Source organism: Kitasatospora sp. NPDC058218 (assembly GCF_042882445.1).
GTDB lineage: Bacteria > Actinomycetota > Actinomycetes > Streptomycetales > Streptomycetaceae > Kitasatospora.
Map to the genome: position 1 here is coordinate 1 of NZ_JBHVWC010000090.1, position 22,676 is coordinate 22,676.

Sequence of the window (22,676 nt, forward strand, 5' to 3'; positions counted from 1 at the left end):
GCGATAGCCGGGCCATCGTCCTGCCCACCACCAGCCCCACAAGCCGAAACGGCCCGCCGGATGAACCGACGGACCGTCACGAAAGATCGAGGCTAATCCGATCTCCGCAACCGTCACCTTGCGACGCGTCCTCCGGGTAAGGGCCTCGGCAAGATACTGCGGCGTGCGGCCCGTGGGGGTACCGCCGGCCACCCAGTGAGCGACGGCCGAGGGCGCCGTTGCCAGATGCTCCCCTGCCTCGGAAGCGACCGCGCGCACTGTCGTCGCCAGCGCCTGGTACGTGCATCCGGCCTCGGCGATGGCACGGGCCAGTGCCTCGTTTGGTGCCTTAGTGTCCGTCAACTGTCGCCCCTAATTGCGATCTTGAACGGGTTGAACGGGATCGGTGCGTTCACACCGTACCGCCGGAGCGTGACTGGCTGTTCACTGATTGCACCGGAAGGCCAGGGGGTTTCCGCCCGGCTGACGCGGCAATGGCGACACCGGCCGCAAGCCACGCGGTGAACCCGCCAGCAGTCCGCAAGCTCCTCCCCGGTCCTCGGGGAGGAGCACCAATCCGCAGCAGTTCCCATGGAAGGAGCAGGACTATGCCCGCCAACATCGAGGTCAGCAACCTGACGCGGCGCCTGGACCACTCGGTGCCGGACGGCGACTTCGCGCCCGTGGGCGTCGAGGCCCTGACGCGGCGCCTGGACCACATGGTCCCGGACGGCGACTTCGCGCCCGTGGCCGTCGAGGTCTGACGCCAACTCTGAGTTGATGCCGATTAGTTGACGGCATGGCGGGTCGGCTCGGGTGACCACCGGGCCGACCCGCCGCACGAGTCGCCACACAGTCCCAAGCAAGGAGAGTCCGCAGTGAACACCACCATCGCCACCAGCGTCCCGGTCGGCTCCTTCTTCGACCTCAGCCGGAAGGACCCGGAACTTCTCCGCCTGCGCGAGGAGGGCGCCGAGAGTGCTCTGCCGTTCGCCCTCATGGAACGCCTACTCAAGTCCGGTATCCCCTACGCGCAGCACGCCCGCTCCCTGCGCAGCGAGAACGTGACCGTGGCCGGAGTGGCCTTCGACTGGTTCGACGCCCAGCTTCCCGGCGAGATCGCCAACGAGATCAACCTGACGAACTACGAGATCGCCGAGCACACCGACGACCGCCGCGAGGCACTGTCCGAGGCGTTGGACCGCCTGTCGCTGGTCCACCCCGAGGGATTCGCCCGCGTGCGCGAGTTCGTGCGCGGGTTGCTGTGGGTCGGGCTCAAGCCCGGTGTCCGCGCTTCTTCGCTGACCAGCTCCAGTGACCCGGCGCTCCCGTACATCGTCCTGTTCTCCGACAAGGCCCGGCACCACATCCCGCCGAACACGGTCAGCCCGGAGCCGTCCCCCCGCTTCCTGGCGGAGAACCTGCTCCACGAGGGGACGCACCAGTCGATCAGCTTCCACGTCCTTCATCACCAGGTCTTCGCCGACGGGTACTCGTCCAAGGAGTCCCCGAAGATCGAGATCAAGTGGCGAGCGAGTCAAGGCGTCGCGCGCAACCAGTTCTGGGAGGTGGACCGGGCCTTCCATGCGACCTGTGTCTACAACCAGCTGTTGCGGTTCCGCCGAACCGAGCTGGACCGCAACGACCTGACCACCAACGAGCGCGCGTGCTTCCAGGCGGCTTATGACGAGGGCCTGCCCGCTGTCCGCTACCTCATGCGCGAACTCGAACTCCTGAGTGAGCACTTCACCCCGCACGGGGTGGAGCTGCTGGCCGATCTGCGTCAGCAGACCGACCACCTGTAGTGCCACCCTGAGCAGAACCGAACGAGGAGGGTCCGGTGCTCCAGCACCTCATCACACAAGACGCCGGCCTGCGAATGGTCCCGACCGACCGGGGCAAGTTGACCACTGCGGTTGGTCAACTCCAGGACGATCTAAGGGCTTTGCACGAGGGGGCCGACCCCGCTCGCACCCGGGCCCTGACTCGGTGGATCGGCGTCGGGCAGATGTGCTTGGGCCGCCACGAGGAGGCCCTGACGTTCCTGCGGCAGTCGCTCGACTTGGCCGCAGCGAGCGGCAACACCCGAGCGGTCGTCGCCACCAGCCTCAACCTCGGCGACGCCCACCGCTACGCCGGTGACATGCGGGCAGCGGACGCGCTCTACCGCAGCGCCCTGGGTACCGCGCGGAGCCAACACCCGGAACTGGTGGACTTCGCGCTCCAGCACACCGGTAAGTACCTGATGGAGCGCGGTGACCTCGCGGGCGCGGAGGCCCATCTCCGGGAAGCGCTGCGGCTGCGGATCGCCAAGGGTGACACCGAGCTGATCGGGTCCACACAGGCAGCGCTCTCGCGGGTGGAACTGCTGACCGACCAAACCGCCGCGCCGGGCGCGGAGACCGCCGTGCCCCACCAGTGGAGCGGTCAGTGGACTTCGTGGCTCCAGTCCAACACCACGGCCCGGACTCCGGACCGGTGGGCAGAGGACTTCCCCGCCGTCCGGGGCGCTGTACGCGGACTGACCGCGCATCAGCGGGTGCAGCCGCGACACCTGCGCGACCAGCCGTTCCCGGCTGAGCTGATCTCCGCCATGGCGCAGGAGGCCGAGGAGGCCCTGACCGCCAACGGCTACCTTCACAACGGCAAGTGGAACGCGGCCGTTGGCGACGCAGCGAACCGCTTCGTCGGGCAAGTCGATCTCGCCGCAGTCGTCACGGAGTCCACCGGGTTGGAGGTCGAGCAGCCGCACAACGGTGTCTATATCGCCTATCTGGAAGAGGGGCAGTTCCTCGACTTCCACGTTGACGAGTTCGGGTTCGGTGAGGCCAACCTGATCCTGTGTCTCAAGCACGAGCGTTCCGCCGCAACTCCGACCGTGAGCGCTACCGTCTTCATCGGCGCTGACGGCTACCGTGCGTGCGATCTGGCGGCGGGCGAATGCGTCGTGTTCGACGGGGCGATCACCCCGCACGGAAGGACGCCCCTCGGTGCCGGAGAACGCGTGACCCTCATCAGCTTCGGATTCCGTGCGCGTGACGTGGCGAAGCGTTCGGCCGCTCACCTCCCGGCGGCGCCGAACTGAGCATGGTTGGAGCCTCCGCTTGATGCGACGCCGAAGCGGTTCGCCAAATGCAGAAAGGCCCCGCCCTGACCTCCGCTGAGGGAGAACAGGACGGGGCCTCTGCAACTTCTGCCACCGACTCACCGTCATCACTTGGCAGGATGATCAGTCCCAGATATTGGAATCGTCGTCAGGCTCTGGCGGGACAATGGCGACGCGGGCGCTCGGCGACAAGCCCAACTCTCGGATATAGCGTGCGAGTTGGGAGCGGTACTGTGCCGCGATGGTGGCGGCGCCATTCTTCACGGTGCCACGCTCGGCGGTAACCATGAGTCCGCGCTCGGACAGGTCACGCTCGGCCTGGTCGATCCGGGCCACGCAGACGCACAGATCCTTGACGGTCGAGTGGTCCACCTCGCCGAGCCCGGCAGCCACTTCGAGAATCGGCACATCGCGCTGCCACTCAGCCGAGGCCATTTCCCGACAGCGGATATTGGCTTCTCGGATCTCAGCGGCCGGCGAGTCCTTGAACACGTCTCGCCAATCAGGCTCAGAGAGAACAGCGCGCGGGACAATCACCCCCTCTCTGATCTCAGCCTTGGACGGGTTCCCTTCACGGGCCCGTATTGCTGCTGGCTTGGGTCTGTACCGGTCGGCCATGGTCTCATTTCTCACTCGCTGTGAAGGCGCTCGGGTCTCCAAAAGTGGCTACAGCCCCGGTGCGGGTTTCATCCCTCCCTGCCGATCACCCTTGGGCGTAGAGGGGAGTACCCCCCTGGGGCGCAGGCTGCTCAGGTGCCTTGTGCGGCCACGTAATCCTCACGCTGGCCCACCAGACTCTGACTGAATTCGTCGCCAAGCCGCGCCGACTCCTTCTCAAGACGATCAACGATTTCATCGAGGATCTGCGCCCCGTAATACCGCTGCTCGGGCACGGTCACGACTTCGCCGATAGTCCGCTGTGCGCGCTGCGCTTCGTTCAGAACGTGCCCGCGCTTGTACCGAGCAGCCCGGTACTCAACATATGCCGCGAACTACGGCTCCGCCGACAGGGCGTCATAGAATCGCTGTCGGGCATCGTCACCGGAATTCGCCGCCTCGCTGGCCCGCTCCGGCCAGTTCCTGGCGAACTCGCGGCTATACTCGATCTCTCGTTCCGCGCGGCGGGCCTTCTCGGCATCCTCGGCGGCACGCAACTGCGCCTCGGCATCGGCCAGCGGGCCGGAAACCTTGTCGATCTGTGCGCGCAGCTTGGCGACGCGCTCGGTGGCCTTCTCGATTTCGGCGCTCATATCAGTTGCCGCCCTTCGTGGTGTCGCGCCCGAACTGGGCTGCAATCTTCTTCGCGTTCTCGTAGTAGCCGAGCATGATGTGGGCCGTGGCGCCCATGCGGTCGTACACCTCGGGGTTCGAGTCCCGCAGCGCGGTCAGCTGCTCCATGCGCTCGTCTCGCTGCCACTCGGCAGCGCGGGCCGCATCCTTGTCCCGGAAGCCGTCCAGATAGCCAACCCGGTTCAGGGTGTCGCTCACGATCTTCTCCGTCCTTCACAGGCCGCAGGTTGTTGCGGCCCTCTACTGGTTATGGGGAGCAGACCTTGCCGGGCTCCTCGCTGGGCGTACGGTCGTGGCCTTTCCCGGTTTGTGTGGGGAGCGGACCTTGCCCGCTCTGCCCGCGCTCATGTGAAGGGCGGCGGGTTCACCCCTCTTGCGCTGTCGGCCGGTCCGGGGCCGGCGGGAGCCGAGGCCACAGGTGCCCGTCTGCGGGCACGAGAGAGCCCCGGCCGACCACGGGGGCCGACCAGGGCTATTCGGGGCTCTATGGGGCCGTTACGCGGCTGCGGGCAGTACCTCGGGAACCGTGCTGGTATCCCATGCGGAAAGCTCCTCGGCGGCGGGGTCGAGTTCGCCGTTCATGGTGAAGTCCACCCGCCGGGTGTCGAGCTTGCGCCACCCGCCACGGGTGCCCCGGCGGACGTTCAGCCGGACTCCGGCGTCAACGAGCATGCCGCGCCGCTTCGCCGTGTCGGCAGCCTGCCAGTCGTCGGCGAAGGTGCGCCCGGTTGCCGTGGTGATGCGCTGCGGCTCGGTCTTCTCCCGGGACTCCAAGTCGGCTATGCGGCTGTCCAGCGCATCGTGTCGCCGCTGCCACTCCTGCGCGGCATGCCTGGACTTCTGCTGTCCCTGGATTTCCAGGTGCGCGGTGAACTCGGCCACGGTGGCGTTCAACTCCGGCTCGGGGTCGTACCCAGGGACGACCATGGTAGTTCGGGTCTGGATACCGCCGACCAGGCGCAGGAACTCGGCAATCACGTACTCGTCCGCCCAGTCCCCCCTGACGTTCGCGGGCGCTTCGCACTTGTCGCCCCGGGCGTGGTAATTGCACTTGTAGACAGGCGCCTGATTCTTCTTGCTCTCCTGCCTGTTGAGGTACATGCGCCCGCCGCACGAATCACAGTGGATCACCCGCAGCAACAGCGCTTCGGTGTCGGACCGCTCACCGTTGTTGATGCTGCGTTCGTCCAGAACGGCGCCGATCTGGTCGAACTCCTCGCGCGTCAGAATCGGCTTCTCGCTGCACATGACGGGGTTCCCCTGGTCGTCGCGCACGGGCACGCCGTTGTGCATCTTCCAGCCCAACAGGACCTCATTGCGGAGCATCCGGGTAATGACCGCCGGAGTCCACTGGAACGTCTCCCGCACCACGTGCTTGCCCTTGGTCCCGCCGGTCTTGCCGCCCCGCTCGCGGCCCATCTTGTCCGCCCAGTAGTCGCGCGGGCTCAGCACACCATCGGCGTTCAGCCCCGCAGCGATGGCGGACACCGTGGCACCCTCCAGCAGCTCCCGGACGATCCGCTCAATGACCGCCACGGCGTCCGGATCGGGCACCAGCGTCCAGCCCTTGCCGCCGAACTCCTCGGGCATCGGGGCGGGCATGTAGCCGTACGGCGGACGACCCCCGCCGCGCCAGCGAAGCGGCATCTTGCGCATGGCGGCCTGCGCACCGCTCACGCGGTCGCTGATGGACTGCGACTCGAACTGTGCGGCGAAAGCCAGCATGAACAGTTGGAGTTCCGCCATGGGGTCCATGGGGTTGCGGAAGTCGAACACCTGCCGACCCCCGCCCAGCCCCTCGGCGAAGATGAGCACCTTCCGGTGCTCGCGCGCCCAGTTGGCGAGGGCGTACATGTGCCCCATGGACCGGATTGCGCGATCGAACCGCCAAAAGCACAGCGCGTCGTAGGCATCCGGGTTGTTCAGCCAGCGAACAAGCTGCGGGCGCTCCCACGGGGACGTCTTGGACGCGCTGACGTCAAGGTCCACCGCTTCGCGCAGCGCGTCACCCTCGCCGAACGTGACCCGCAGTTCTCCGGCTACGTGGTCGCACGCTTCCCGCTGGCGCTCAGGGCTGGTGGTCTCGTCCGTGAGGACGGACAGTCGGATGCACCGGACGCCCCGAAGCGTCTCGGTGAACACGGTGCCGGACAGTGGGTTGCGAGCATCTTCCATGTCCCACTTGGGGAGCGCGCCTTGCCCCTGACCAGCTTCCGAGCCCCTGACCAGCACAGATGCGGCTGCCATCTCTCACACTCCAGAACATCCAGTTCTGTGTGTTGGGAGACCCGGAAGGCAATGAATTCTGCCTCCTGCGCGCCCGGCTCCAGCCCCTCTGACCACGCGTGTCCTGGGGTCGAAGGCGCGCTCGGCCGCCCGACGGCGGGGGCCACGCCCCGCCGCCCGCGCCGTCAGGCCTCGCGCTTCCAGAGTCCCCGGTCGGCGAGGAGCGGCAGCACGTTCTCCCCGACCCAGTAGGCCTCCTCCAGGTGCGGGGCGCCGGAGAGGACGAACTCGTCGATGCCCAGCCGGTGGTACTCCTCGATCCGGTCGGCCACCTCGGTGTGGTCGCCGACCAGGGCGGTGCCGGCGCCGCCGCGCACCAGGCCGATCCCGGCCCACAGGTTGGGCGAGATCTCCAGCCGCTCGGTCGAGCCGCCGTGCAGCAGGCGCATCCGCCGCTGCCCCTCGGACTCGCTGCGGGCCAGCGCCTCCTGGGTGGCGGCGATCCGCGCCGGGTCCATGCCGGCGAGCAGCCGTCCGGCCTCCGCCCACGCCGCCTCCGGGGTGTCCCGGGTGATGACGTGCAGCCGGATGCCGAACCGCGGACTGCGGCCGTGGCGGGCGGCGAGTTCGCGGATGTGCCGGACCTTCTCGGCCACCATGGCGGGCGGTTCGCCCCAGGTGAGGTAGACGTCGGCGTGCCGGGCGGCGACCTCGGCGGCCTCGGGCGAGGAGCCGCCGAAGTACACCTCGGGAACCGGTTCCGGCAGCCGGGTCAACCGGGCGCCCTCGACCCGCAGATGGGCGCCCCGGTGGTCGATCTGCTCGCCGCGCCACAGCCGGCCGGTGATGGACAGGAACTCCCCGGCGCGGGCGTAGCGGCCTGCCTTGTCGAGGAAGTCCCCGTACGCGCGCTGCTCGGCCGACTCGCCGCCGGTGACGACGTTGAGCAGTAGCCGGCCGCCCGACTGGTTCTGGTAGCTCGTGGCCATCTGGGCGGCCAGCGTCGGGCTGAGCTGGCCGGGCCGGAAGGCCACCAGGTACTTCAGCCGTTCGGTGACCCGGGTGAGCATCGCCGTGGTCAGCCAGGCGTCCTCGCACCAGGCTCCGGTCGGGGTCAGCGCCCCGGTGAAGCCCAACTGTTCGGCGGTGCGGGCGATCTGGCCCAGGTAGGCGATGCTCGGCGGCCGGTCGGACCCGGCCGTGCCGGGCGTCGAGCCGTGGCCGCCGCCGACGACGTGCCGGCTGTCCCCGGTGGTCGGCAGGAACCAGTGGGCGGTCAGCGCCATGGCGGCTCAGCCCTCCCGTGCCGGGGCGAAGCCGCCGTATCCGCCGTCGTGGTGGACCAGCGGCGGGCCGCCGGCGGTGTCGACGTCCAGCACCTCGCCGACGACCAGCAGGTGGTCGCCGACCGGCTGGAGCAGGAACGGACGGGCCGTCAGCCGGGCGGCGGCGCCCGCGAGGACGGGGGTGCCGTACGGGCCGGTGTGCCAGTCCGTACCGGCGAACCGGTCGATCCCGCTGCGGGCGAACCGGTTCGCCAGCTCCTGCTGGTCCTCGCGCAGGAGGTGCACGGTGAAGGCCTCGGCGTCCCGCACCGCGGGCGCGGCCGAGGCGGTGGCCGACAGGTAGAAGGACACCAGGGCGGGCTCCAGGCTCACCGAGGTGAACGAGGTGGCGGTGAAGCCGGCGCGGCCGCCGGGGCCCGTCACGGTGATCACCGTGACGCCGGCCGCGTGGCGGCGCAGGGCGCTGCGGAGCAGGTCGGCTCCACGGGGGCCGGCGAGTGCGGGCCGCTCGTCGAGGGTGGTCATGCCGGGTCTCCTTCGGGGGCGGGCGGGCCGGGGGTGAGCCTGTCCGCGTCGGTACTGGCGGTGGTGGTGTCGGTGACGATCTGGGCGGGCAGGTGCGGGCCGCCGCGCAGTCGTTCCAGCCACTGGACGACCGCGGCGGCGACGCTGCGGTGGGTGGCGTCGTTGAGCGCGTCGTGCCGGCCGTCGGCGACCAGGACGAGTTCGGCGGCGAGTCGCCCGGCGAACCGTCGCGCGGTGGCGGGCGGTGACACCGGATCGGCGGCGCCGTGCACCACGAGGGCCGGCACGCCGGGGACGGCGGCCTCGGCGGCCTCGGCGAGGGCAGCGGGGACGTCCTCGCCGAGCGCGCCGGGCCGGAAGTCCGGGTCGGTGGCCAGCAGACCGCGGTGCGCCGGGCAGGACGTCCGGGCGCCGAGCTCGTCCGTCCAGGCGTCGTCGGCGTCCCGAGTGCGGGTGGCCGTGGGCAGGCCGACGAGCAGCAGCCCGTCGGGGGCGGCCTGCCGGGCGGCGGCCAGGGCGAGCAGGGCGCCGGTGTCCGAGCCGGCCAGGACCACGGGGGTGCCGGGCGGCGCGGCGACCCGGGCCTCGGCGACCGGGCCGGCCAGGTCCGGCAGGCCGCCCCCGCCGGCGGGGAGGACCTGGGTGGCGGAGGAGCCGGGGACGGGGGACGCGGAGGAGCCGGGGGACGCCTGGGCGACCACGCGGTAGCCGTCGAAGGCCAGCCGCCGGCCGAAGCGGGCGTACACGCCCGGGTGCTCGCCCCGGCCGGGCAGCAGCAGGACGGTGCCGCGCACGGCGACGCCGGCGGCGGGCTCCCAGACCGGGGAGGGCGAGCCGGTGACCGCGGCCGGGGAGGGACGACTGGTGGCGGCGGTGGTCATCGGGCCGCACCGGCCACCGCGACGGCGGCCGCCGCCTGCCCGGCCTGCTCCGCCTCGGCGGCCCGGGCCGCGCGCGCGTCGCGGCGGGCGACCTCCTGGCGCACCAGCGGGATGAGCTCCTTGCCGTAGTCGAGGGCGTCGTCCAGCGGGTCGTAGCCGCGGATCAGCAGCGTGGTGGCGCCGAGGTCGACGTAGTCCAGCAGGGCCTGGGCGACCGTCTCCGGCGTGCCGACCAGGGCGGTCGAGTTCCCGGCGGCGCCGGTCGCCGCGGCCGGGGCCGTCCACAGCGCCCGGTCGTGCCGGTCGCCCTTGGCGGCGGCGGCCAGCAGGCGCTGGGAGCCGACGTTCTGCGGGGTGGCCCCGGGACCGGTCGGCAGGATCCGACGGCGTCCGCCGAAGGCGTCACCGCCCTCCTTGATGGTGGCCAGGATGCGGTGGGCGCGGTCCCAGGCCTCCTCCTCGGTGCGGCCGAGGATCGGGCGGAAGGAGACGCTGATCCCGTGGACGTCGGTGCGGCCGGCGGCGGTGGCGGCGGCACGGACGGAGGCGATCTGCTGGGCGGTCTCGGCCAGCGGCTCGCCCCACAGCGCGAAGGTGTCGGCGTGCTTGCCGCCGACCCGGTAGGCGGCCTCGGAGGACCCGCCGAAGAACAGCGGGATGCGCGGCCGCTGCACGGGCAGCACCTCCGACTTGAAGTCGGCGACGCGGTAGTACGGGCCCTCGTGGTCGAACGGGCCCTCGGCCGTCCACGCCTTGGTGAGCACGGTCAGGTAGTCGTCGGTGCGGGCGTAGCGCTCGTCCTTGGTCAGGTAGTCGCCGTCGCGGCGCTGCTCGGCGTCGTGGCCTCCGGTGATGATGTGGACGGCGACCCGGCCGCCGGAGAACTGGTCGAGGGTCGCGAAGGTACGGGCGGCGACGGTGGGTGCGATGAAGCCGGGGCGGTGCGCGATCAGCAGGCCGAGCCGCTCGGTGTTGGCGGCGGCGAAGGCGGCGACCTGGTTGGGGTCGGGGCTGGCGGAGGAGTGCGCGACCAGGATGCGGTCGAAGCCGGCCTCCTCGTGGGCCCGGGCGAACCGGCGGGTGTAGTCGGGGTCGACCACGGGGCCGTGCGCGGGGCGGGTCTCGGAGACGTCGTGGGTGGAGATCATGCCGATGAACTCGACGGGCATGGCGATGTGCCTCTCTTGGCAAAAGGGGGTCGGGCGGACCGCCGGGGGCGGCGGGAGTGGTGGATCAGGAGGGACGGCGGTTCGGGGAGCCGGTCAGGAGACCGGCGGGCGGTGCAGGGCGGCGCGGCCCCGGGCGAGCAGGACGGTGTCGTCCTGCGGGGTGTGCACCCGGCTGCACAGCACGTCGCGCAGGTGCCGTTGGAGCGGGTGGTGCCGGGTCAGGCCGTGGTTGCCGACCAGCGCCACGGCCCGCTGGACGGAGTCGACGGCGGCGCGCGTGCCGAGCAGCTTCGCGCCGGGCGCCTCCTCGGCGGCCCGCGGGTCGCCCGCGTCGACCGCTGCGGCCAGGGCGGCGACCAGCCGCTCGGCGCCGCCGAGTTCGACGTCGATCAGGCCGAGCTCGCTCTGGAACCGGGGCAGGCTCGCCAGCGGCGCGCCCAGGGCGCTCGGGGTCCGCTCGTGCAGGAAGCCGGTGAGCCAGGTCTGCGCCGCGCGGGCGACGCCGAGGTAGAGGGCGGTCAGGCCGAGCGAGTTCCAGGCGCCGCCGAGCGGGTCCCGGCCGCCGTCCGGCGCGGGCGGGGCGAGCCGGGCGGTGTGGTCGAGCGGGATCCGTACCGCGTCCAGCAGCACGTCGTCGCTGCGACTGGCCCGCAGGCCCAGGTGGTCCCAGGTCGGTTCGACGGTGATGCCGGGCAGGTCGCCGCGGACCAGGAACGAGCCGACCCGGGGCTCGGGTTCGTCGGTGCGGGCCCACACCAGCAGCCAGCGCAGCGCGGGCGCGCCGGTGGAGTAGATCTTGCGTCCGGTCAGTTCCCAGACCTCGCCCCGTCGCCTGGCCACGGTCGCCGGCAGACCGCCGCGCACGGGGGTGCCGAGCTCGGGCTCCACCCGGACGTGGTTGACCAGGGTCGGGCGCTCGGCGGATTCGGCGAGCAGCCGTGCCAGCGGGCCGGCCGGCCAGTGCGCCTCGCGTGCCTCGGAGGCGTGGACGAACAGGGTCATCGCGGTCACCAGGGCGACCGCCGGGTCGCCCTCGCCGAGGGCGCGCAGGATCCTTACCGTGTCGGCGAGACCGCGGCCGGGGCCGCCGTGCCGTTCGGCGACGGTCGCGGTGAGCAGACCCGCCCGGTGGACGAGCGCGACGCCCTCGGCGGGGAAGGTGGCGTCCCGGTCGTGCTCGGCGGCGCGCGCCGCGAGGGCGGCGGTCAGGGCGGGCAGGCCGTCGAGGTCGGGCGGTGGTGGCGCGGGCGGGGCGGGGGCGGCCGGGGCCTGGGTCATCGGGCGTGCTCCGTAAGGGCGGTGACGGTCGTGACGGCGGCGATGTCGCCGACGGTGCCGACGGCTGAGGAGGGGCCGGCGGTGCGGGCCCGTTGCGGCAGCCGGGCCCGCCAGTCGGGGCTGTGGTGGCAGGCGGCGGCGTGCGCGGCGGGACCGGTCGCGGCGTGCGGGGCGGTGGCGTCGTTGGCGGGCGGGCCGAGCTCCGGGATCGCCGCGCAGGCCGCGTCCGCGAACGGGCACCGGTGCGCGAACCCGCAGCCCGCACCGGGGACGGTCGACGAGGCGGGTGTGCGCAGCAGCCGCAGTTCGGCCCGCCGCCCGGGGTCCAGGCTGGGCGCGGAGGCGGCGAGCAGGGCGCTGTACGGGTGCAGTGGGCTGTCCAGCACCGACTCCGCCGGGCCCTGTTCGACGATCCGCCCCCGGTAGAGCACGGCGATCCGGTCGGCGATGCCGGCCAGCGAGTCGAGGTCGTGCGAGATCACCACCACGGCCAGGCCCAGCTCGTGGCGGAGCCGGTCGAGCAGGCGCAGCACGTGGTTGCGGTTGGAGGCGTCCAGGGCGCTGACCGGCTCGTCGGCGAGCAGCAGCCTGGGCCGTCCGACGATCGCGCGGGCCAGGGCGACGCGCTGGCGCTGGCCGCCGGAGAGCGCGCCGGGCGTGCGGGTGGCGAGCGCGCCGTCCAGGCCGACCCGGTCGAGGGCCTCCCGCACCCGTGGTCCGCGTTCGGCCCGGGGCACGCCCGCCACGGCGAGCGGCTCGCCGACCAGGCGGGCGACCGTCAGGTCGGGGTCGAGGGAGCGCAGCGGGTCCTGGAACATGTACTGGACGGTCCCGGCCCGCCGCGCCGCCCGCAGCGCGCGGCCGCGCAGGGCGGTGAAGTCGGCGCCGGCCACGGTGATCCGGCCGGCGGAGACGGGCGCGAGCCCGGCCACGGCCCGGGCCAGCGTGGTCTTCCCGGAGCCGGTCTCGCCGATGATGCCCAGGATCTCGCCGGAGCGTGCCTCCAGGTCGACCCCGGTGAGGACGGGGGTGCGGCCGTAGCGGACCTCCAGGCCCTCGACCCGCAGGGTGGCGGCTCCGACGGCGGGCGCCGGCCCGGCCGGGGCCGGCGGGAGCGTCGAGGTGATGGCGGTGCTCATACCGGGACCTCCGTGCGTTCGAGGGTGTCCGTGCGTTCGAGGACGCCGGTGAGGGACAGCTCTCCGGCGCGCAGGCAGCGCACCGCCCGGCCGTCGGCCCCGGGGACCGGCGTGAGCGGGACACCCCGCTCGGTGCAGGCCGCGGTGGCGTACTCGCAGCGGGGGGCGAAGCGGCAGCCGGGTCCGGCGGCGCCGGGTTCGGGCGGTCGGCCGGGGATGACGGCGAGCTCCCGGCGGTCGCGCCGGCCCAGCGAGGCGACCCGCAGCAGCGCCTCCGTGTACGGGTGGGCGGGGGAGGCGACCACATCGGCGGTGCGGCCCTCCTCGACGATCTCGCCGGCGTAGAAGACGAGGACCCGGTCGCACACCTCGGCGACCACCGCCAGGTCGTGGCTGACCAACAGCAGCGCCAGCCCGTGCCGTTCGCGCAGCACGCCCAGCAGGTCCAGCACCTCGGCCTGGACGACGGTGTCCAGGGCGGTGGTGGCCTCGTCGGCGACCAGGAGCTGAGGGTCGCCGGAGATCGCGACCGCGAGCAGCACGCGCTGGAGCATGCCGCCGGAGAGCTCGTGCGGGTAGCTGTCGTGGACCCGCTCCGGGTCGTGCAGGCCGACGGCCGCGAAGAGTTCCAGCGCCCGCCGGCGGGTCTGGGCCTTGGTGAGCCCGCGACGGCGCAGCGGCTCGCCGAGCTGGCGCCCGACGGTGAGGGTGGGGTTGAGGTACGAGCCCGGGTCCTGGAACACGGCGCCGAGCCGGCGGCCGCGCACCTGCTGCCACTGGCGGTCGGTCAGGGAGGTGAGGTCCAGGGCGGGGTGGTCGGTGGCCTGGCGGTCCGTGGCGTGCCGGGCCGTCGTGCCGTGGCCCGTCGCGTCGCCGTCGGGCGCGCTGCCGTCGGGCACGTCGCGCTTCGTCGCGTCGCCGTCCGTCGTGCTGCCGAGGACGATCCGTCCGGCGGCGACGGAGACGCCGGGCGCGGGCAGGCCGAGCACCGACCGGCAGGTGAGGGTCTTGCCGCTGCCGGACTCGCCGACCAGCCCGACGGCCTCGCCGGGGAGCACGTCGAACGAGACGTCGCGGACGGCCTCGGTGCGGCCGTGGCCGACGGTCACGTGCAGGCCCTCGACCCGCAGGGTGGCGGTGCGCGCCGGGCGGTCCGGAGTCGGCGCGGATTCAGGCGGGGTGGGGGACACGGTCGTGCTCCTTCCGGTCCGGACCGGTCGAGACGGGCTCCGGTGCGTCCTGTGCCCGGGCGGCGGCTCCGCTCCCGGCTCGCTCCGCGGCCGCCGTCCGCCGGGTGCGGGCGGTGGTGGCGGCGCCGGTGCGGTCGGCGTCGGCGAGGACGTCGGCGAGCAGGTTCAGCGCCCCGACGGTGAGCATGATCAGTACGGCGGGCGGGATCGGTGCCCACGGCTGCTGGGCCAGGAAGCCGAGGTCGCTGGCCAGCATGCCGCCCCAGGTCGGGGCCGGCGGCTGGACGCCGATCCCGAGGAAGGTGAGCGAGGAGACCGTCAGCAGGCCGGTGGCCAGCGCGTGCGCGGTGGTGACGGCGACGGTCGGCAGCACCTTGCGCCAGATGTGCACCCGCAGGATCCAGGCCCGGGAGGCGCCCATCAGCTCGGCGGCCTCGACGTACTGGGCGCGGTCCAGTCCGAGTGCGGCGGCCCTGGTGACGCGGAAGAACAGCGGCGAGAGCAGGACGCCGAGTGCCAGCATCGCCTGGTGGAGCCCGTTGCCGAGCAGGCCGACGGCGGCGATCGCGAAGAGCGTGAACGGCAGTGTCATCAGGGAGTCCACGGCGCGCAGCGCCAACCAGGACCCGGCCGATCCGAACCGCACCGACAGCAGACCGGGGACGACCCCGAGCAGGGCGGCGACGGCCACCGCCTCGACGGCGGCGAGCACCGACAGCCCGGTGCCGGTCAGCAGCCGGCTCAGCACGTCGCGCCCCAGGTAGTCGGTGCCCAGCAGGTGGTCCGCGCCGGGGCCGCCCAGGATGTGGGCGGTGTCCTGGGCGAGCGGGTCCGTCGGGGCGATCCACCCGCCGAACAGGGCCAGCAGCAGGACGACGGCGAGCACGGCCTGCGCGGCGCGGGCGACGGGCACCCGCAGGGCGGTACGGAGTGTGTTCACCGGGCCCCTCCCGTCGCCGCTACCGCGCGTCCGCCCGGCCGCGGGCCGCGGCGCGCCGCCGGGTTGAGCGCGAAGAGCAGGCCGTCGACGGCCAGGTTGGCCGCGAGGACCACCGCGACGGTGACCAGCAGGGTGCCCTGGATCACCGGCACGTCGTGCTGTTCGGCGGCGCGCAGGGAGAGTTGGGCGATCCCCGGCAGGTTGAAGATCCGTTCGGTGACCACGGCGCCGCCGATGAGGACGGGCACGCTCATGCCGAGCACGGTGACGGCCGGTCCGGCGGCGTTGCGCAGCGCGTGGCCGAACAGCACCCGGCGGCCGGACAGTCCGCGCATCAGGGCGCCGGTCGAGTAGTTCTGCCGCAGCTCCGCGACCAGCGAGGTGCGCAGCTGGCGGGCGATGCCGGCGGCGGCGTCCAGACTGAGTGCCAGTGCCGGCAGCAGGGCGAACCGCAGCCACTCGCCGGGCTGTTGGGAGAAGGGCAGGTACCCGCCGGAGGGCAGCAGTCGCAGCTGGACGGCGACCAGGGTGATCAGCCCGATCGCGATCACGAAGGCGGGCAGGGTGCCGAGGAGGGTGCAGACGGCGGTGACCGCGCGGTCCAGCCGGCCGCCGTTGCTCAGCGCCGCCGCGATGCCGGCCGCCCCGCCGAGCAGGACGGCGAGCAGCAGGGCCAGGCCGGCGATGGAGAGGTCGACCGGGAGCGCGGTGGCGATCGAGTCGGTGACCGGCACGGTGGTGAACCAGGAGATCCCGAGGTCGCCGCCGGTCGCGTCGACCAGCCAGTGGCCGTACTGCGCGGCCAGCGGCCGGTCCAGGCCGAACTCGTGGTCCAGCCGGGCGATGTCGGCCGCGGTGGCGGTCTCGCCGAGGACGGCGGCGGCCGGGTTGGCGTCCGAGACGGCGCCCAGGCCGAAGGTGAGCAGCGAGGAGAGCAGGAAGACGGTGGCGGTGCCCGCGAGCACCCGGCCCAGCGAGCGCGGGGCGCGCGCCGCCCGGCGGGCGAGCGGGCCCGCCGGCCGGGCACCCGCGTGCGGCAGGACGGCGCTCACGACGCGCTCACCCCCTCGAACCGCTGCACCACCGTGAAGGCGGGGATCGGCGAGACGGACTTCCGCCGGGCCAGCAGCCGGGGGACGCTGTACAGGAAGGTGTTGGGCATCGTGCGCACCGCGAGCGCGGTCGCGGCCTGGAGGACCTTCGGGTACTCCGGCGACTCCAGCGGGGTGCGCGAGACCTGCTCGACGGCGGCGGCCAGCTCCGGCGGGGTGCGCCGGCCCGGGTTCATCAGCCCCTGCTCGCCGAACAGCACCTGGAAGGCCTGCGCCGCGGAGTCGCGGCCCGCGAACTGGTCGGTGAACAGGGCCTTGGCGTGCTGGATGTAGACGATCTGGGTGGCCTGCGCGGCCGGGACGACGTCGATGGTGGCCCGGATGCCGACCTCCTTCAGCTGGGCCTGGAGCTGCTCGGGCAGTCCCTGCGCGGCCGTGGTGGTCAGGCTGAGGTCGACGCCGTCGGGGTGGCCGGCCTCCGTGAGCAGCGCCCGCGCCTTCGCCGGGTCGTACCGGTAGAGGTCGGCCGAGGCGGGGTCGTAGCCGACGTAACCCTTGGGGAACGGCTGGTGGTTGACCTCGCCGTAGCCGAAGAGCTGGGTCTTGAGCAGGGCCTCGCGGTCGATCGCGAACTTGAGGGCCTCGACCACCTTGGGGTTGTCGAACGGCGCCTTCTCGACGTTGACGTCCAGGACGGCCACCACCAGCGACGGGATCACCTGGACCTCCAGGCCGGCCGCCTTGGCCGCGGCCACCTGGCTGCCGGGGATCTGGGCCACGTCGAACTGGCCGGACTGCAGCCCGGCCACCACGGTGGCGGCGTCCGGCAGCGGGTGGAGCTCGAAGTTCTCCAGCTTGATCGCGGTCGCGTCCCAGTAGCCGGGGTTGCGCCGCAGGACGGCCTTGGCGTTCTGCGTGTAGGAGGTGAGGGTGAACGGCCCGGCGCCGGCGGGCCGGGTGGCCAGCCCGGCGGCGTCCGACTCGAAGGCCTTCGGGTTGACGATCATGCCGGTCTTGCCGGCGAGCAGGTTGGGGATCTGGTAGTCGGGTCGGGAGAGTTGGAGCACCACGGTCTGCGCGTCGGGTGCGGACACCTCGCGGACGCCGGTGAGCTGCGGGGCGACCAGCGACTTGGCCTCGGTGCGCCCGCGGTCCAGGCTCTTCTTGACGGCGGCGGCGTCCAGCGGGCTGCCGTCGGAGAAGGTCAGCCCGGGGCGCAGGGTGAAGGTGACCGAGCTGCCGTCGGCGCTGTACGTCCAGGCCGTGGCGAGGGCCGGGACGGCGGTGCCCTGTTCGTCGAGCTTGGTGAGGCCCGCGTAGACCAGTGACAGCGCGTGGACGTCCCAGCCGGCCGAGGAGAACACCGGGTCCCACGAAGTCGGCAGCGCCCAGCCCCACTTGAGGGTGCCGCCGCCGGCTCCGCCGCCCGTGCCGGCCTGCCCGGGGGCGCCGCACGCGGCGAGGGCGAGGGAGGCGCCGAGGCCGAGGCCGAGGCCGAGGCCGAGCAGGGAGCGTCTGCCGAGCGTCGGGCGGTCGGTGGAGGAGCTGGTCATGGCGGTTGGTCACCTTTCGGAGGGTGCGCGGCAACACCGGGCTGCGGGCGGGGTGGGGCGCGGGTCGGACACCGGCGTGGGGCGGCCGGCGGCGGGGGAAGGACGAGGCGGTGCGCGGGACGGCGCGCCGCTGCGGGCCAGCCGGGGCCGGACGCTGCGTGAGGGGAGGCGGGGCCGGGGGCGGGCGGGCCGTCGGCGGGCCCTGCGGGCCGGGTGGCGGTGTGTGGGCGGTCACCCGGGAACGGGGGCCGGCGCGGGCGGGCCAGGGAGGCGGCCGGACCGGTCGGGGACCGAGGGCCGGAGTCCCGGGTCAGGGCCCGTAGGGGCGGTTCGGCCGGGCGGGCCGAGGACCGGTGGCGCGGTGGCCGCCGGGTCGGGACGCCGTCAACAACAGAGGTCGCTGCTGGTGCGTCGGTGACTCGTCCAGCGGCGCACCGGGAGGGGGTGCGTGGAGGTCATGGCCTCATCCTGGCCAGGTCAGAGGCCTGCTGTCAATGGACACCAAAAGGTGTCTCTTTGGCGCGGGAGGTGCTGCAACACTCCCTCAACACGCCGTTCACACCGCGCCGTTGCGACGCCCACGGAGCGCCGTTGCGCCACCGGGCCCGGGCCCCTCGCACGGTGTGCGGGGCGGCGCCGTGTGACGTCTTCGCCTCGCGCGGCGACGCGTCCCGGCAGGTGGAACGCGTTCGTCCGGGCCCGGCCGTGGTGTGCCGTTCGTCGGGGGCGTGGGCCGTCAGCTGCCGCCGGGGGAGCGGGAGGCCACGGTGAAGGCCGGGCCGGAGCGCTCCTCCGGATGGAGCACGACGTCCCCGTTCGCGGTCGGCACGCGCAGGGCGCCGGCCGGCAGCCCGCCGGTCGCACCGGCCAGCTCGGGCCCGGTCAGGCTCCGGTAGCGCTCCAGCAGCTCCGCGACCGTGGGAGCGTCGTCCGCCACCGGCGGCGGCACGGGGGAGACCGCCGACAGCGCCTCCCGGTACTCGTGCGCCGTCCGCCACCCCGGGACCACCCGCCGCCCGCGCGGCCCGGTGAACACCAGGGTCGGCAGCGCGTACCGGTGGCCGCCGTCCTCGGTCTCCTTCGCCGCCCCCGGGTGCGGCCCGTCCCCGCGCAGCCCGATCACCTCCGGCAGCGGCCGGCGGGCCTCCGCACGGTCGCGGCGGACCCGCTCGCGGACGGCCCCGGAGGCCAGATCGGCCCGCAGCCGCTCCTCGTCGAGGCCGGGCACCCCCGTCACCGCCGCGAGCACCCGCTCGGGAGAGTCGGCGGGCTCGCCGAGGACGAAGACGCTCTCCCGCAGCCGGCGCAGCACCCGCTCGGCGACCAGCGGCCCCTGGGCCTCGGCCGCCGCCGCGGCCAGCGACGACGGCCGGCTGCTCGCCGCCACCCAGCCCAGCCGGACGGCCCGCGGCGCACCCGCGTGGTCGGTGATCCGCTCCACGTACCGCGCGTACCAGGCCGTTTCGGCGGCGGGATCCGGCGCGGGTGCCTCGTCGTCGTCGAACAGGACGCCGAAGACCCGCCGGTGCCGGCAGAAGCCGTCCGACTCCCGCAGCAGGGCGCGCAGCCTCGGCTCGGCCGCCCAGGACCACGGGCACATCGGGTCGGTGTACTCCACGACCTCGACCTCGACCGCGCTCGCGGCCCCGGCCGCGGGCCCGCTCCCGGCCGCCGCGCCCGTGCTCACGCCGTCGCCACCCGGTCGCCGGACCGCACCAGCCGGGCCACGGTCATGCCCGAGAGGATCTCCACGGCGTGCTCCTCGACGCTGCGCCAGACCGACGGCAGTGCCTGCGCCGGGCCCGGGTAGTCGAGGTCGGTCAGCGGCTCGCCGCGCAGGGTGATCACCTCGCCGTCCACCGCCCGGACCACGTCCAGCAGGGTGATCTCCTCGGCCGCCCGGCCGAGCCAGTAGCCGCCCTCACAGCCGCGTTGGCTGCGGACCAGCCCGGCCCGCCGCAGTTCGCCCACCACGGACTTGAGGAATCGGAACGGGATACCCTGGGAGGCGGCGATGGCCTCGCAGGTGAGGGGGCGCGAGGTGTCGCAGGCGAGCTCGACCAGAGCCCGGGCGGCGTAGTCGGCCTTGGCGGAGATGTGCATGCACCCGAGTATCCCCCGGCCGCGGCGGCACTCAAGTCCCTTGTCCGCCAAGGGCGGAGTCGGCGGCCGCGAAAAGACACCTCTTGACATCCTTTCGCCGCCGGGCCTAGCGTCCGGTGATATCCGGGGGAGGCTGCGGGGGGCGCCGCCGCGCCGCCCTGCCGTTGCGCGCGGCCACAGCCCTCCGACGCGCTGCGTCCGGCTGCCCCCGCACCCACCGAACGCGCCGACTCCCCTGCGGTACCCGCCGCACCCTCCCGTCCCGACCGAGGAGCACCATGTCCGCCGACTCCCACCCGCACACCCCCGCGTCCACCGGCGAGGAGGCGGCCGTCGTCACGGAGCCGGGCACCGGCTTCCACCCGCACCTCCACTCCACGGACGCCCCCGCCGGCACCGGACTGCGGGCCCGGCTGCACCACGTTCGCGCCGGTGAGCTCGACGACGGCACCGCCCAGACCGGCGGGATGCGGCGCTTCGCCGCGATCAGCGGAAGGACGGTCGGCTCGGAGAAGCTCTGGATGGGCCAGACCCACGTCGCCCCCGCGACCGCCTCCTCCGACCATCACCACGGCGAGTCCGAGACCGCCATCCACGTCGTCAGCGGTCACCCCGAGTTCGTCTTCGTCGACGACTCGTCCGGCACCCCCGAGGAGATCCGGCTGCGCACCGGCCCCGGCGACTACATCTTCGTCCCGCCGTTCGTCCCGCACCGCGAGGAGAACCCCGACCCGGAGGAGGAGGCGGTGGTCGTCATCGCCCGCAGCACCCAGGAGGCCATCGTGGTCAACCTCCCCGGCCTCTACGCCCTGGGCGGGGCCGGCGAGGCGTAAGGGCCGAACCGGCGGGACCGGCTGGACCGGCCGCGCCGGATCTCCTCGGGGGTACCGCCGCCGGGAGCGCCGTGCGGCTCGACCGGCAGGGCGGGACCTGGCGGGGTGATGGCGGCGGTGAGGCCGGCGGAGAGGCCGGCGCAGCCCGCGCCGACGGCGACCGCCGCGTGGTCGCTCACGCCTCCGTCGGCCCCTGCGCGGGCCACTCGAACCGGGTGCCCATCGCCTCGGCCAGCGCGTTCGCCGCCGACAACGGCCGCACCATGACCACGAAGTCGTCGATGCGGCCGTCCTCGTCGAAGTGCAGGAAGTCGCAGCCGTTGACGGTCCTGTCCCCGATCTTCGCCGTGAAGAGGAACGCGTGGTCGCGACCGCCGGTGTCGGCGATCTCCCGGACGTACCGGAGGTCGCTGAACACCTGGGCCACCCGGCCCAGGATCGCGGCGGTCGCCGCCTTGCCGGAGTACGGCCGGAACGCCACCGGACTGGTGAACACGACACCGTCGGCGAGCAGCGCCACGAGGGCGTCGTGGTCGCCTGCCTCGACGGCCTTGCGGAACGGATGCATAGACCCCTCCTTGATTAGTCAATTTGATGACTAGGTGGGTCGAAGGCTAACGGCCACCATGTCCGGCGTCCAGAGGTCCGGTGGTCGACTTCAGGAGTGATCGCCCTGCTGGTAGCTTCCCTCCATGGCATTGCGCAACGCCGTTCTCGCGGCTCTGCTGGAGGGTGAGGCGTCGGGGTACGACCTGGCCAAGGGCTTCGACGCCTCGGTGGCCAACTTCTGGATGGCCACCCCCCAGCAGCTCTACCGGGAGCTCGACCGGATGGAGGGCGACGGCCTGATCGAGGCTCGCACGGTCATCCAGGAACGGCGGCCCAACAAGCGGCTGTTCTCCCTGACCGAGGCCGGCCGCGCGGCGCTCGGCGCCTTCACGGCCGAGGCTTCGAAGCCGACCGCCATCCGCGACGAGCTGCTGGTGAAGGTCCAGGCCGTCGACGAGGGCGATGCCGAGGCCGTGCGAGCCGGTGTTGCCGAACGGCTGGCGTGGTCCAGGGCGAAGCTGGCGCGGTACGAGCGGTTGCGCGACCGCCTGCTCGACGGCCGCACCGAGCCCGAGTACCTCGCCCGCGCGGCCCGGGTCGGCCCGTACCTCACCCTGATGCGGGGCCTGGCGTTCGAACGGGAGAACATCCGGTGGAGCGAGCAGGTGCTCACCACCCTGGAGCAGCGTCAGGGTGCGGTGACCTGACCCAGGGCCGGGGGCGGGGTGACGCAGCTGGTCACGCACCTGAGGAGAGGCGGCTCTCCAGCGCCGACGGGAGCGGGTAGGCGCGCTCGGTGGGGAGCAGCCGCTGTGCCTTCGCCGCCTGCCCGGTCTGGATCAGGGACGCGGCCTTGCGGACCTGCGGGGTGAGGTCGGTGAGACCGACGATCCAGTCGTCGGTGAACGTGCGGATCAGCTGGCGGCCGATGCCGACCTGGATGCTGTAGTGATTGAGCGCAGCCCCGCGCGGCGACCGCTCCGGGTCCCATTGGACGTGCACGGCGGCCTGGGCGACAGCCGCCGGGTCCGAGGTCGTGAGCACGGCCCGGGACAGCGCGTCCTCCCAGCCCGTCCGGGTCATCCGTACCGCGAGAATGCGCTCCTGGCCGGGTTTTCGGGCCCAGTTGCTGCGGTGCATGAGCCAGCTGAGCGACGGCTTGATCCAGGTCATCCGGTGGAACGAGAACGGCGCGACGAAGCGGCCCGCCCGCAGTGCCGGGTCGGCGATGGCGGGCGAGTAGGCCTGGTAGACGACGATCGTGTGAGCGTCGTAGTCGGCGCGGATCTGGTGCTGGGGTGTCATGTGCCGCACCCTGCCATCCGCCCCGTCGGCCTTGCGAGCCGTTTTCCCACGACGGTCCCGCATCCGGCCTCCTCGGCCGCAGCCGAGGAGGCCGGGCGTGGAGCGTGCCGTCAGGGTCGGTGGCGCCGACGCTCCGGCCAGGAAACCGGAACCGGCGAGGGCGGGCACGGACAGCCCGCCCTCGCCGGTTGCGAGTTGGAGATGTCCGGCTACTCACATCGGCGGTGTAGGAGGCCCGGTCTCCGCCTGATGCTTGCTGCCACTGCGCGTAG

25 protein-coding genes and 1 pseudogene are annotated in these 22,676 nt (G+C 73.2%); 5 read left to right on the top strand and 21 right to left on the bottom strand.

Annotated elements, in window-relative coordinates; all coding sequences use genetic code 11:
* Positions 1–342 (bottom strand): annotated as a pseudogene (locus tag ACFVYI_RS38460) (hypothetical protein); the annotation flags it as partial.
* Positions 343–587: 245 nt separating this feature from the next.
* Here ACFVYI_RS38460 and ACFVYI_RS38465 point away from each other — a divergent pair.
* The 3 genes from ACFVYI_RS38465 to ACFVYI_RS38475 all read left to right on the top strand — a co-directional run bounded on the left by ACFVYI_RS38465 (position 588) and on the right by ACFVYI_RS38475 (position 3,064).
* Complete coding sequence (locus ACFVYI_RS38465; protein ID WP_380423867.1) at positions 588–743, top strand: hypothetical protein; 156 nt, start codon at positions 588–590, stop codon at positions 741–743.
* Positions 744–857: 114 nt separating this feature from the next.
* The gene (locus ACFVYI_RS38470) at positions 858–1,784 is read left to right on the top strand and encodes a hypothetical protein (protein WP_387894260.1); all 927 of its coding nucleotides are present in this window, start codon (positions 858–860) and stop codon (positions 1,782–1,784) included.
* Positions 1,785–1,819: 35 nt separating this feature from the next.
* On the top strand, positions 1,820–3,064 hold the full coding sequence (locus tag ACFVYI_RS38475; protein WP_387894262.1) for a tetratricopeptide repeat protein: 1,245 nt from the start codon (positions 1,820–1,822) through the stop codon (positions 3,062–3,064).
* A gap of 144 nt (positions 3,065–3,208) precedes the next feature.
* On the opposite strand, the gene ACFVYI_RS38480 is transcribed toward ACFVYI_RS38475, so the two are convergent.
* From ACFVYI_RS38480 to ACFVYI_RS38560, 17 genes are all read right to left on the bottom strand, one after another.
* On the bottom strand, positions 3,209–3,577 hold the full coding sequence (locus ACFVYI_RS38480) for a P27 family phage terminase small subunit (protein ID WP_387894264.1): 369 nt from the start codon (positions 3,575–3,577) through the stop codon (positions 3,209–3,211).
* Between the two features lie 257 nt (positions 3,578–3,834).
* Positions 3,835–3,984, bottom strand: coding sequence for a hypothetical protein (locus ACFVYI_RS38485; protein WP_387894266.1), 150 nt, complete (start codon positions 3,982–3,984; stop codon positions 3,835–3,837).
* A gap of 93 nt (positions 3,985–4,077) precedes the next feature.
* A complete protein-coding gene (locus ACFVYI_RS38490; protein ID WP_387894268.1) occupies positions 4,078–4,335 on the bottom strand; it encodes a hypothetical protein in 258 nt (85 codons plus the stop codon).
* Between the two features lies 1 nt (position 4,336).
* The gene (locus ACFVYI_RS38495) at positions 4,337–4,573 is read right to left on the bottom strand and encodes a hypothetical protein (protein WP_241844332.1); all 237 of its coding nucleotides are present in this window, start codon (positions 4,571–4,573) and stop codon (positions 4,337–4,339) included.
* Between the two features lie 297 nt (positions 4,574–4,870).
* Positions 4,871–6,550, bottom strand: coding sequence for a recombinase family protein (locus tag ACFVYI_RS38500; RefSeq protein WP_387894306.1), 1,680 nt, complete (start codon positions 6,548–6,550; stop codon positions 4,871–4,873).
* 236 nt (positions 6,551–6,786) lie between these two features.
* A complete protein-coding gene (locus ACFVYI_RS38505) occupies positions 6,787–7,887 on the bottom strand; it encodes an LLM class flavin-dependent oxidoreductase (RefSeq protein WP_387894270.1) in 1,101 nt (366 codons plus the stop codon).
* 6 nt (positions 7,888–7,893) lie between these two features.
* On the bottom strand, positions 7,894–8,412 hold the full coding sequence (locus ACFVYI_RS38510) for a flavin reductase family protein (RefSeq protein WP_387894272.1): 519 nt from the start codon (positions 8,410–8,412) through the stop codon (positions 7,894–7,896).
* Positions 8,409–9,293 (bottom strand): alpha/beta hydrolase, encoded by an 885-nt coding sequence (locus ACFVYI_RS38515; RefSeq protein WP_387894274.1) that lies wholly within the window; start codon positions 9,291–9,293, stop codon positions 8,409–8,411. Before ACFVYI_RS38515 ends, ACFVYI_RS38510 begins: the two co-directional genes overlap by 4 nt.
* A complete protein-coding gene (locus tag ACFVYI_RS38520) occupies positions 9,290–10,462 on the bottom strand; it encodes an LLM class flavin-dependent oxidoreductase (protein ID WP_387894276.1) in 1,173 nt (390 codons plus the stop codon). The genes ACFVYI_RS38515 and ACFVYI_RS38520 overlap by 4 nt, the downstream gene beginning before the upstream one ends.
* A gap of 93 nt (positions 10,463–10,555) precedes the next feature.
* Complete coding sequence (locus ACFVYI_RS38525) at positions 10,556–11,740, bottom strand: acyl-CoA dehydrogenase family protein (RefSeq protein ID WP_387894278.1); 1,185 nt, start codon at positions 11,738–11,740, stop codon at positions 10,556–10,558.
* Positions 11,737–12,867, bottom strand: a complete 1,131-nt coding sequence (locus ACFVYI_RS38530; protein WP_387894308.1) for an ABC transporter ATP-binding protein — start codon at positions 12,865–12,867, stop codon at positions 11,737–11,739. Before ACFVYI_RS38530 ends, ACFVYI_RS38525 begins: the two co-directional genes overlap by 4 nt.
* 8 nt (positions 12,868–12,875) lie before the next feature.
* The gene (locus ACFVYI_RS38535) at positions 12,876–14,069 is read right to left on the bottom strand and encodes an ABC transporter ATP-binding protein (RefSeq protein WP_387894280.1); all 1,194 of its coding nucleotides are present in this window, start codon (positions 14,067–14,069) and stop codon (positions 12,876–12,878) included.
* Complete coding sequence (locus ACFVYI_RS38540; protein WP_387894281.1) at positions 14,050–15,009, bottom strand: ABC transporter permease; 960 nt, start codon at positions 15,007–15,009, stop codon at positions 14,050–14,052. Before ACFVYI_RS38540 ends, ACFVYI_RS38535 begins: the two co-directional genes overlap by 20 nt.
* Positions 15,006–16,061 (bottom strand): ABC transporter permease, encoded by a 1,056-nt coding sequence (locus ACFVYI_RS38545; protein WP_387894282.1) that lies wholly within the window; start codon positions 16,059–16,061, stop codon positions 15,006–15,008. The genes ACFVYI_RS38540 and ACFVYI_RS38545 overlap by 4 nt, the downstream gene beginning before the upstream one ends.
* Positions 16,058–17,614: an ABC transporter substrate-binding protein gene (locus ACFVYI_RS38550; protein ID WP_387894284.1), complete on the bottom strand. Its 1,557-nt coding sequence runs from the start codon at positions 17,612–17,614 to the stop codon at positions 16,058–16,060. Before ACFVYI_RS38550 ends, ACFVYI_RS38545 begins: the two co-directional genes overlap by 4 nt.
* Before the next feature lie 736 nt (positions 17,615–18,350).
* Positions 18,351–19,301, bottom strand: coding sequence for a DsbA family protein (locus tag ACFVYI_RS38555; RefSeq protein WP_387894286.1), 951 nt, complete (start codon positions 19,299–19,301; stop codon positions 18,351–18,353).
* Entirely contained in the window at positions 19,298–19,717 is a 420-nt protein-coding gene (locus tag ACFVYI_RS38560) for an RrF2 family transcriptional regulator (protein ID WP_387894288.1), read from the bottom strand. Before ACFVYI_RS38560 ends, ACFVYI_RS38555 begins: the two co-directional genes overlap by 4 nt.
* A 278-nt stretch (positions 19,718–19,995) precedes the next feature.
* Here ACFVYI_RS38560 and ACFVYI_RS38565 point away from each other — a divergent pair, with 278 nt between their 5' ends.
* Entirely contained in the window at positions 19,996–20,550 is a 555-nt protein-coding gene (locus ACFVYI_RS38565; protein ID WP_387894290.1) for a cupin domain-containing protein, read from the top strand.
* Here ACFVYI_RS38565 and ACFVYI_RS38570 read toward each other — a convergent pair.
* Positions 20,520–20,729, bottom strand: coding sequence for a hypothetical protein (locus tag ACFVYI_RS38570; RefSeq protein ID WP_387894291.1), 210 nt, complete (start codon positions 20,727–20,729; stop codon positions 20,520–20,522). The two genes, ACFVYI_RS38565 and ACFVYI_RS38570, sit on opposite strands and share 31 nt — an antisense overlap.
* The gene (locus ACFVYI_RS38575) at positions 20,726–21,118 is read right to left on the bottom strand and encodes a nuclear transport factor 2 family protein (RefSeq protein ID WP_387894293.1); all 393 of its coding nucleotides are present in this window, start codon (positions 21,116–21,118) and stop codon (positions 20,726–20,728) included. The genes ACFVYI_RS38570 and ACFVYI_RS38575 overlap by 4 nt, the downstream gene beginning before the upstream one ends.
* 124 nt (positions 21,119–21,242) lie before the next feature.
* Here ACFVYI_RS38575 and ACFVYI_RS38580 point away from each other — a divergent pair, with 124 nt between their 5' ends.
* On the top strand, positions 21,243–21,806 hold the full coding sequence (locus ACFVYI_RS38580; protein ID WP_387894295.1) for a PadR family transcriptional regulator: 564 nt from the start codon (positions 21,243–21,245) through the stop codon (positions 21,804–21,806).
* A 31-nt stretch (positions 21,807–21,837) separates the two neighbouring features.
* Here ACFVYI_RS38580 and ACFVYI_RS38585 read toward each other — a convergent pair whose 3' ends face one another.
* Positions 21,838–22,404 (bottom strand): DUF4291 domain-containing protein, encoded by a 567-nt coding sequence (locus ACFVYI_RS38585; protein ID WP_387894296.1) that lies wholly within the window; start codon positions 22,402–22,404, stop codon positions 21,838–21,840.
* Positions 22,405–22,676 lie beyond the last annotated feature (272 nt).

Coding starts and splice junctions, on each gene's coding strand:
- ACFVYI_RS38465 (WP_380423867.1), top strand. CDS start 588: ATGCCCGCCAACATCGAGGTCAGCAACCTGACGCGGCGCCTGGACCAC.
- ACFVYI_RS38490 (WP_387894268.1), bottom strand. CDS start 4,335: ATGAGCGCCGAAATCGAGAAGGCCACCGAGCGCGTCGCCAAGCTGCGC.
- ACFVYI_RS38500 (WP_387894306.1), bottom strand. CDS start 6,550: ATGGAAGATGCTCGCAACCCACTGTCCGGCACCGTGTTCACCGAGACG.
- ACFVYI_RS38505 (WP_387894270.1), bottom strand. CDS start 7,887: ATGGCGCTGACCGCCCACTGGTTCCTGCCGACCACCGGGGACAGCCGG.
- ACFVYI_RS38510 (WP_387894272.1), bottom strand. CDS start 8,412: ATGACCACCCTCGACGAGCGGCCCGCACTCGCCGGCCCCCGTGGAGCC.
- ACFVYI_RS38515 (WP_387894274.1), bottom strand. CDS start 9,293: ATGACCACCGCCGCCACCAGTCGTCCCTCCCCGGCCGCGGTCACCGGC.
- ACFVYI_RS38520 (WP_387894276.1), bottom strand. CDS start 10,462: ATGCCCGTCGAGTTCATCGGCATGATCTCCACCCACGACGTCTCCGAG.
- ACFVYI_RS38525 (WP_387894278.1), bottom strand. CDS start 11,740: ATGACCCAGGCCCCGGCCGCCCCCGCCCCGCCCGCGCCACCACCGCCC.
- ACFVYI_RS38550 (WP_387894284.1), bottom strand. CDS start 17,614: ATGACCAGCTCCTCCACCGACCGCCCGACGCTCGGCAGACGCTCCCTG.
- ACFVYI_RS38560 (WP_387894288.1), bottom strand. CDS start 19,717: ATGCACATCTCCGCCAAGGCCGACTACGCCGCCCGGGCTCTGGTCGAG.
- ACFVYI_RS38565 (WP_387894290.1), top strand. CDS start 19,996: ATGTCCGCCGACTCCCACCCGCACACCCCCGCGTCCACCGGCGAGGAG.
- ACFVYI_RS38575 (WP_387894293.1), bottom strand. CDS start 21,118: ATGCATCCGTTCCGCAAGGCCGTCGAGGCAGGCGACCACGACGCCCTC.
- ACFVYI_RS38580 (WP_387894295.1), top strand. CDS start 21,243: ATGGCATTGCGCAACGCCGTTCTCGCGGCTCTGCTGGAGGGTGAGGCG.
- ACFVYI_RS38585 (WP_387894296.1), bottom strand. CDS start 22,404: ATGACACCCCAGCACCAGATCCGCGCCGACTACGACGCTCACACGATC.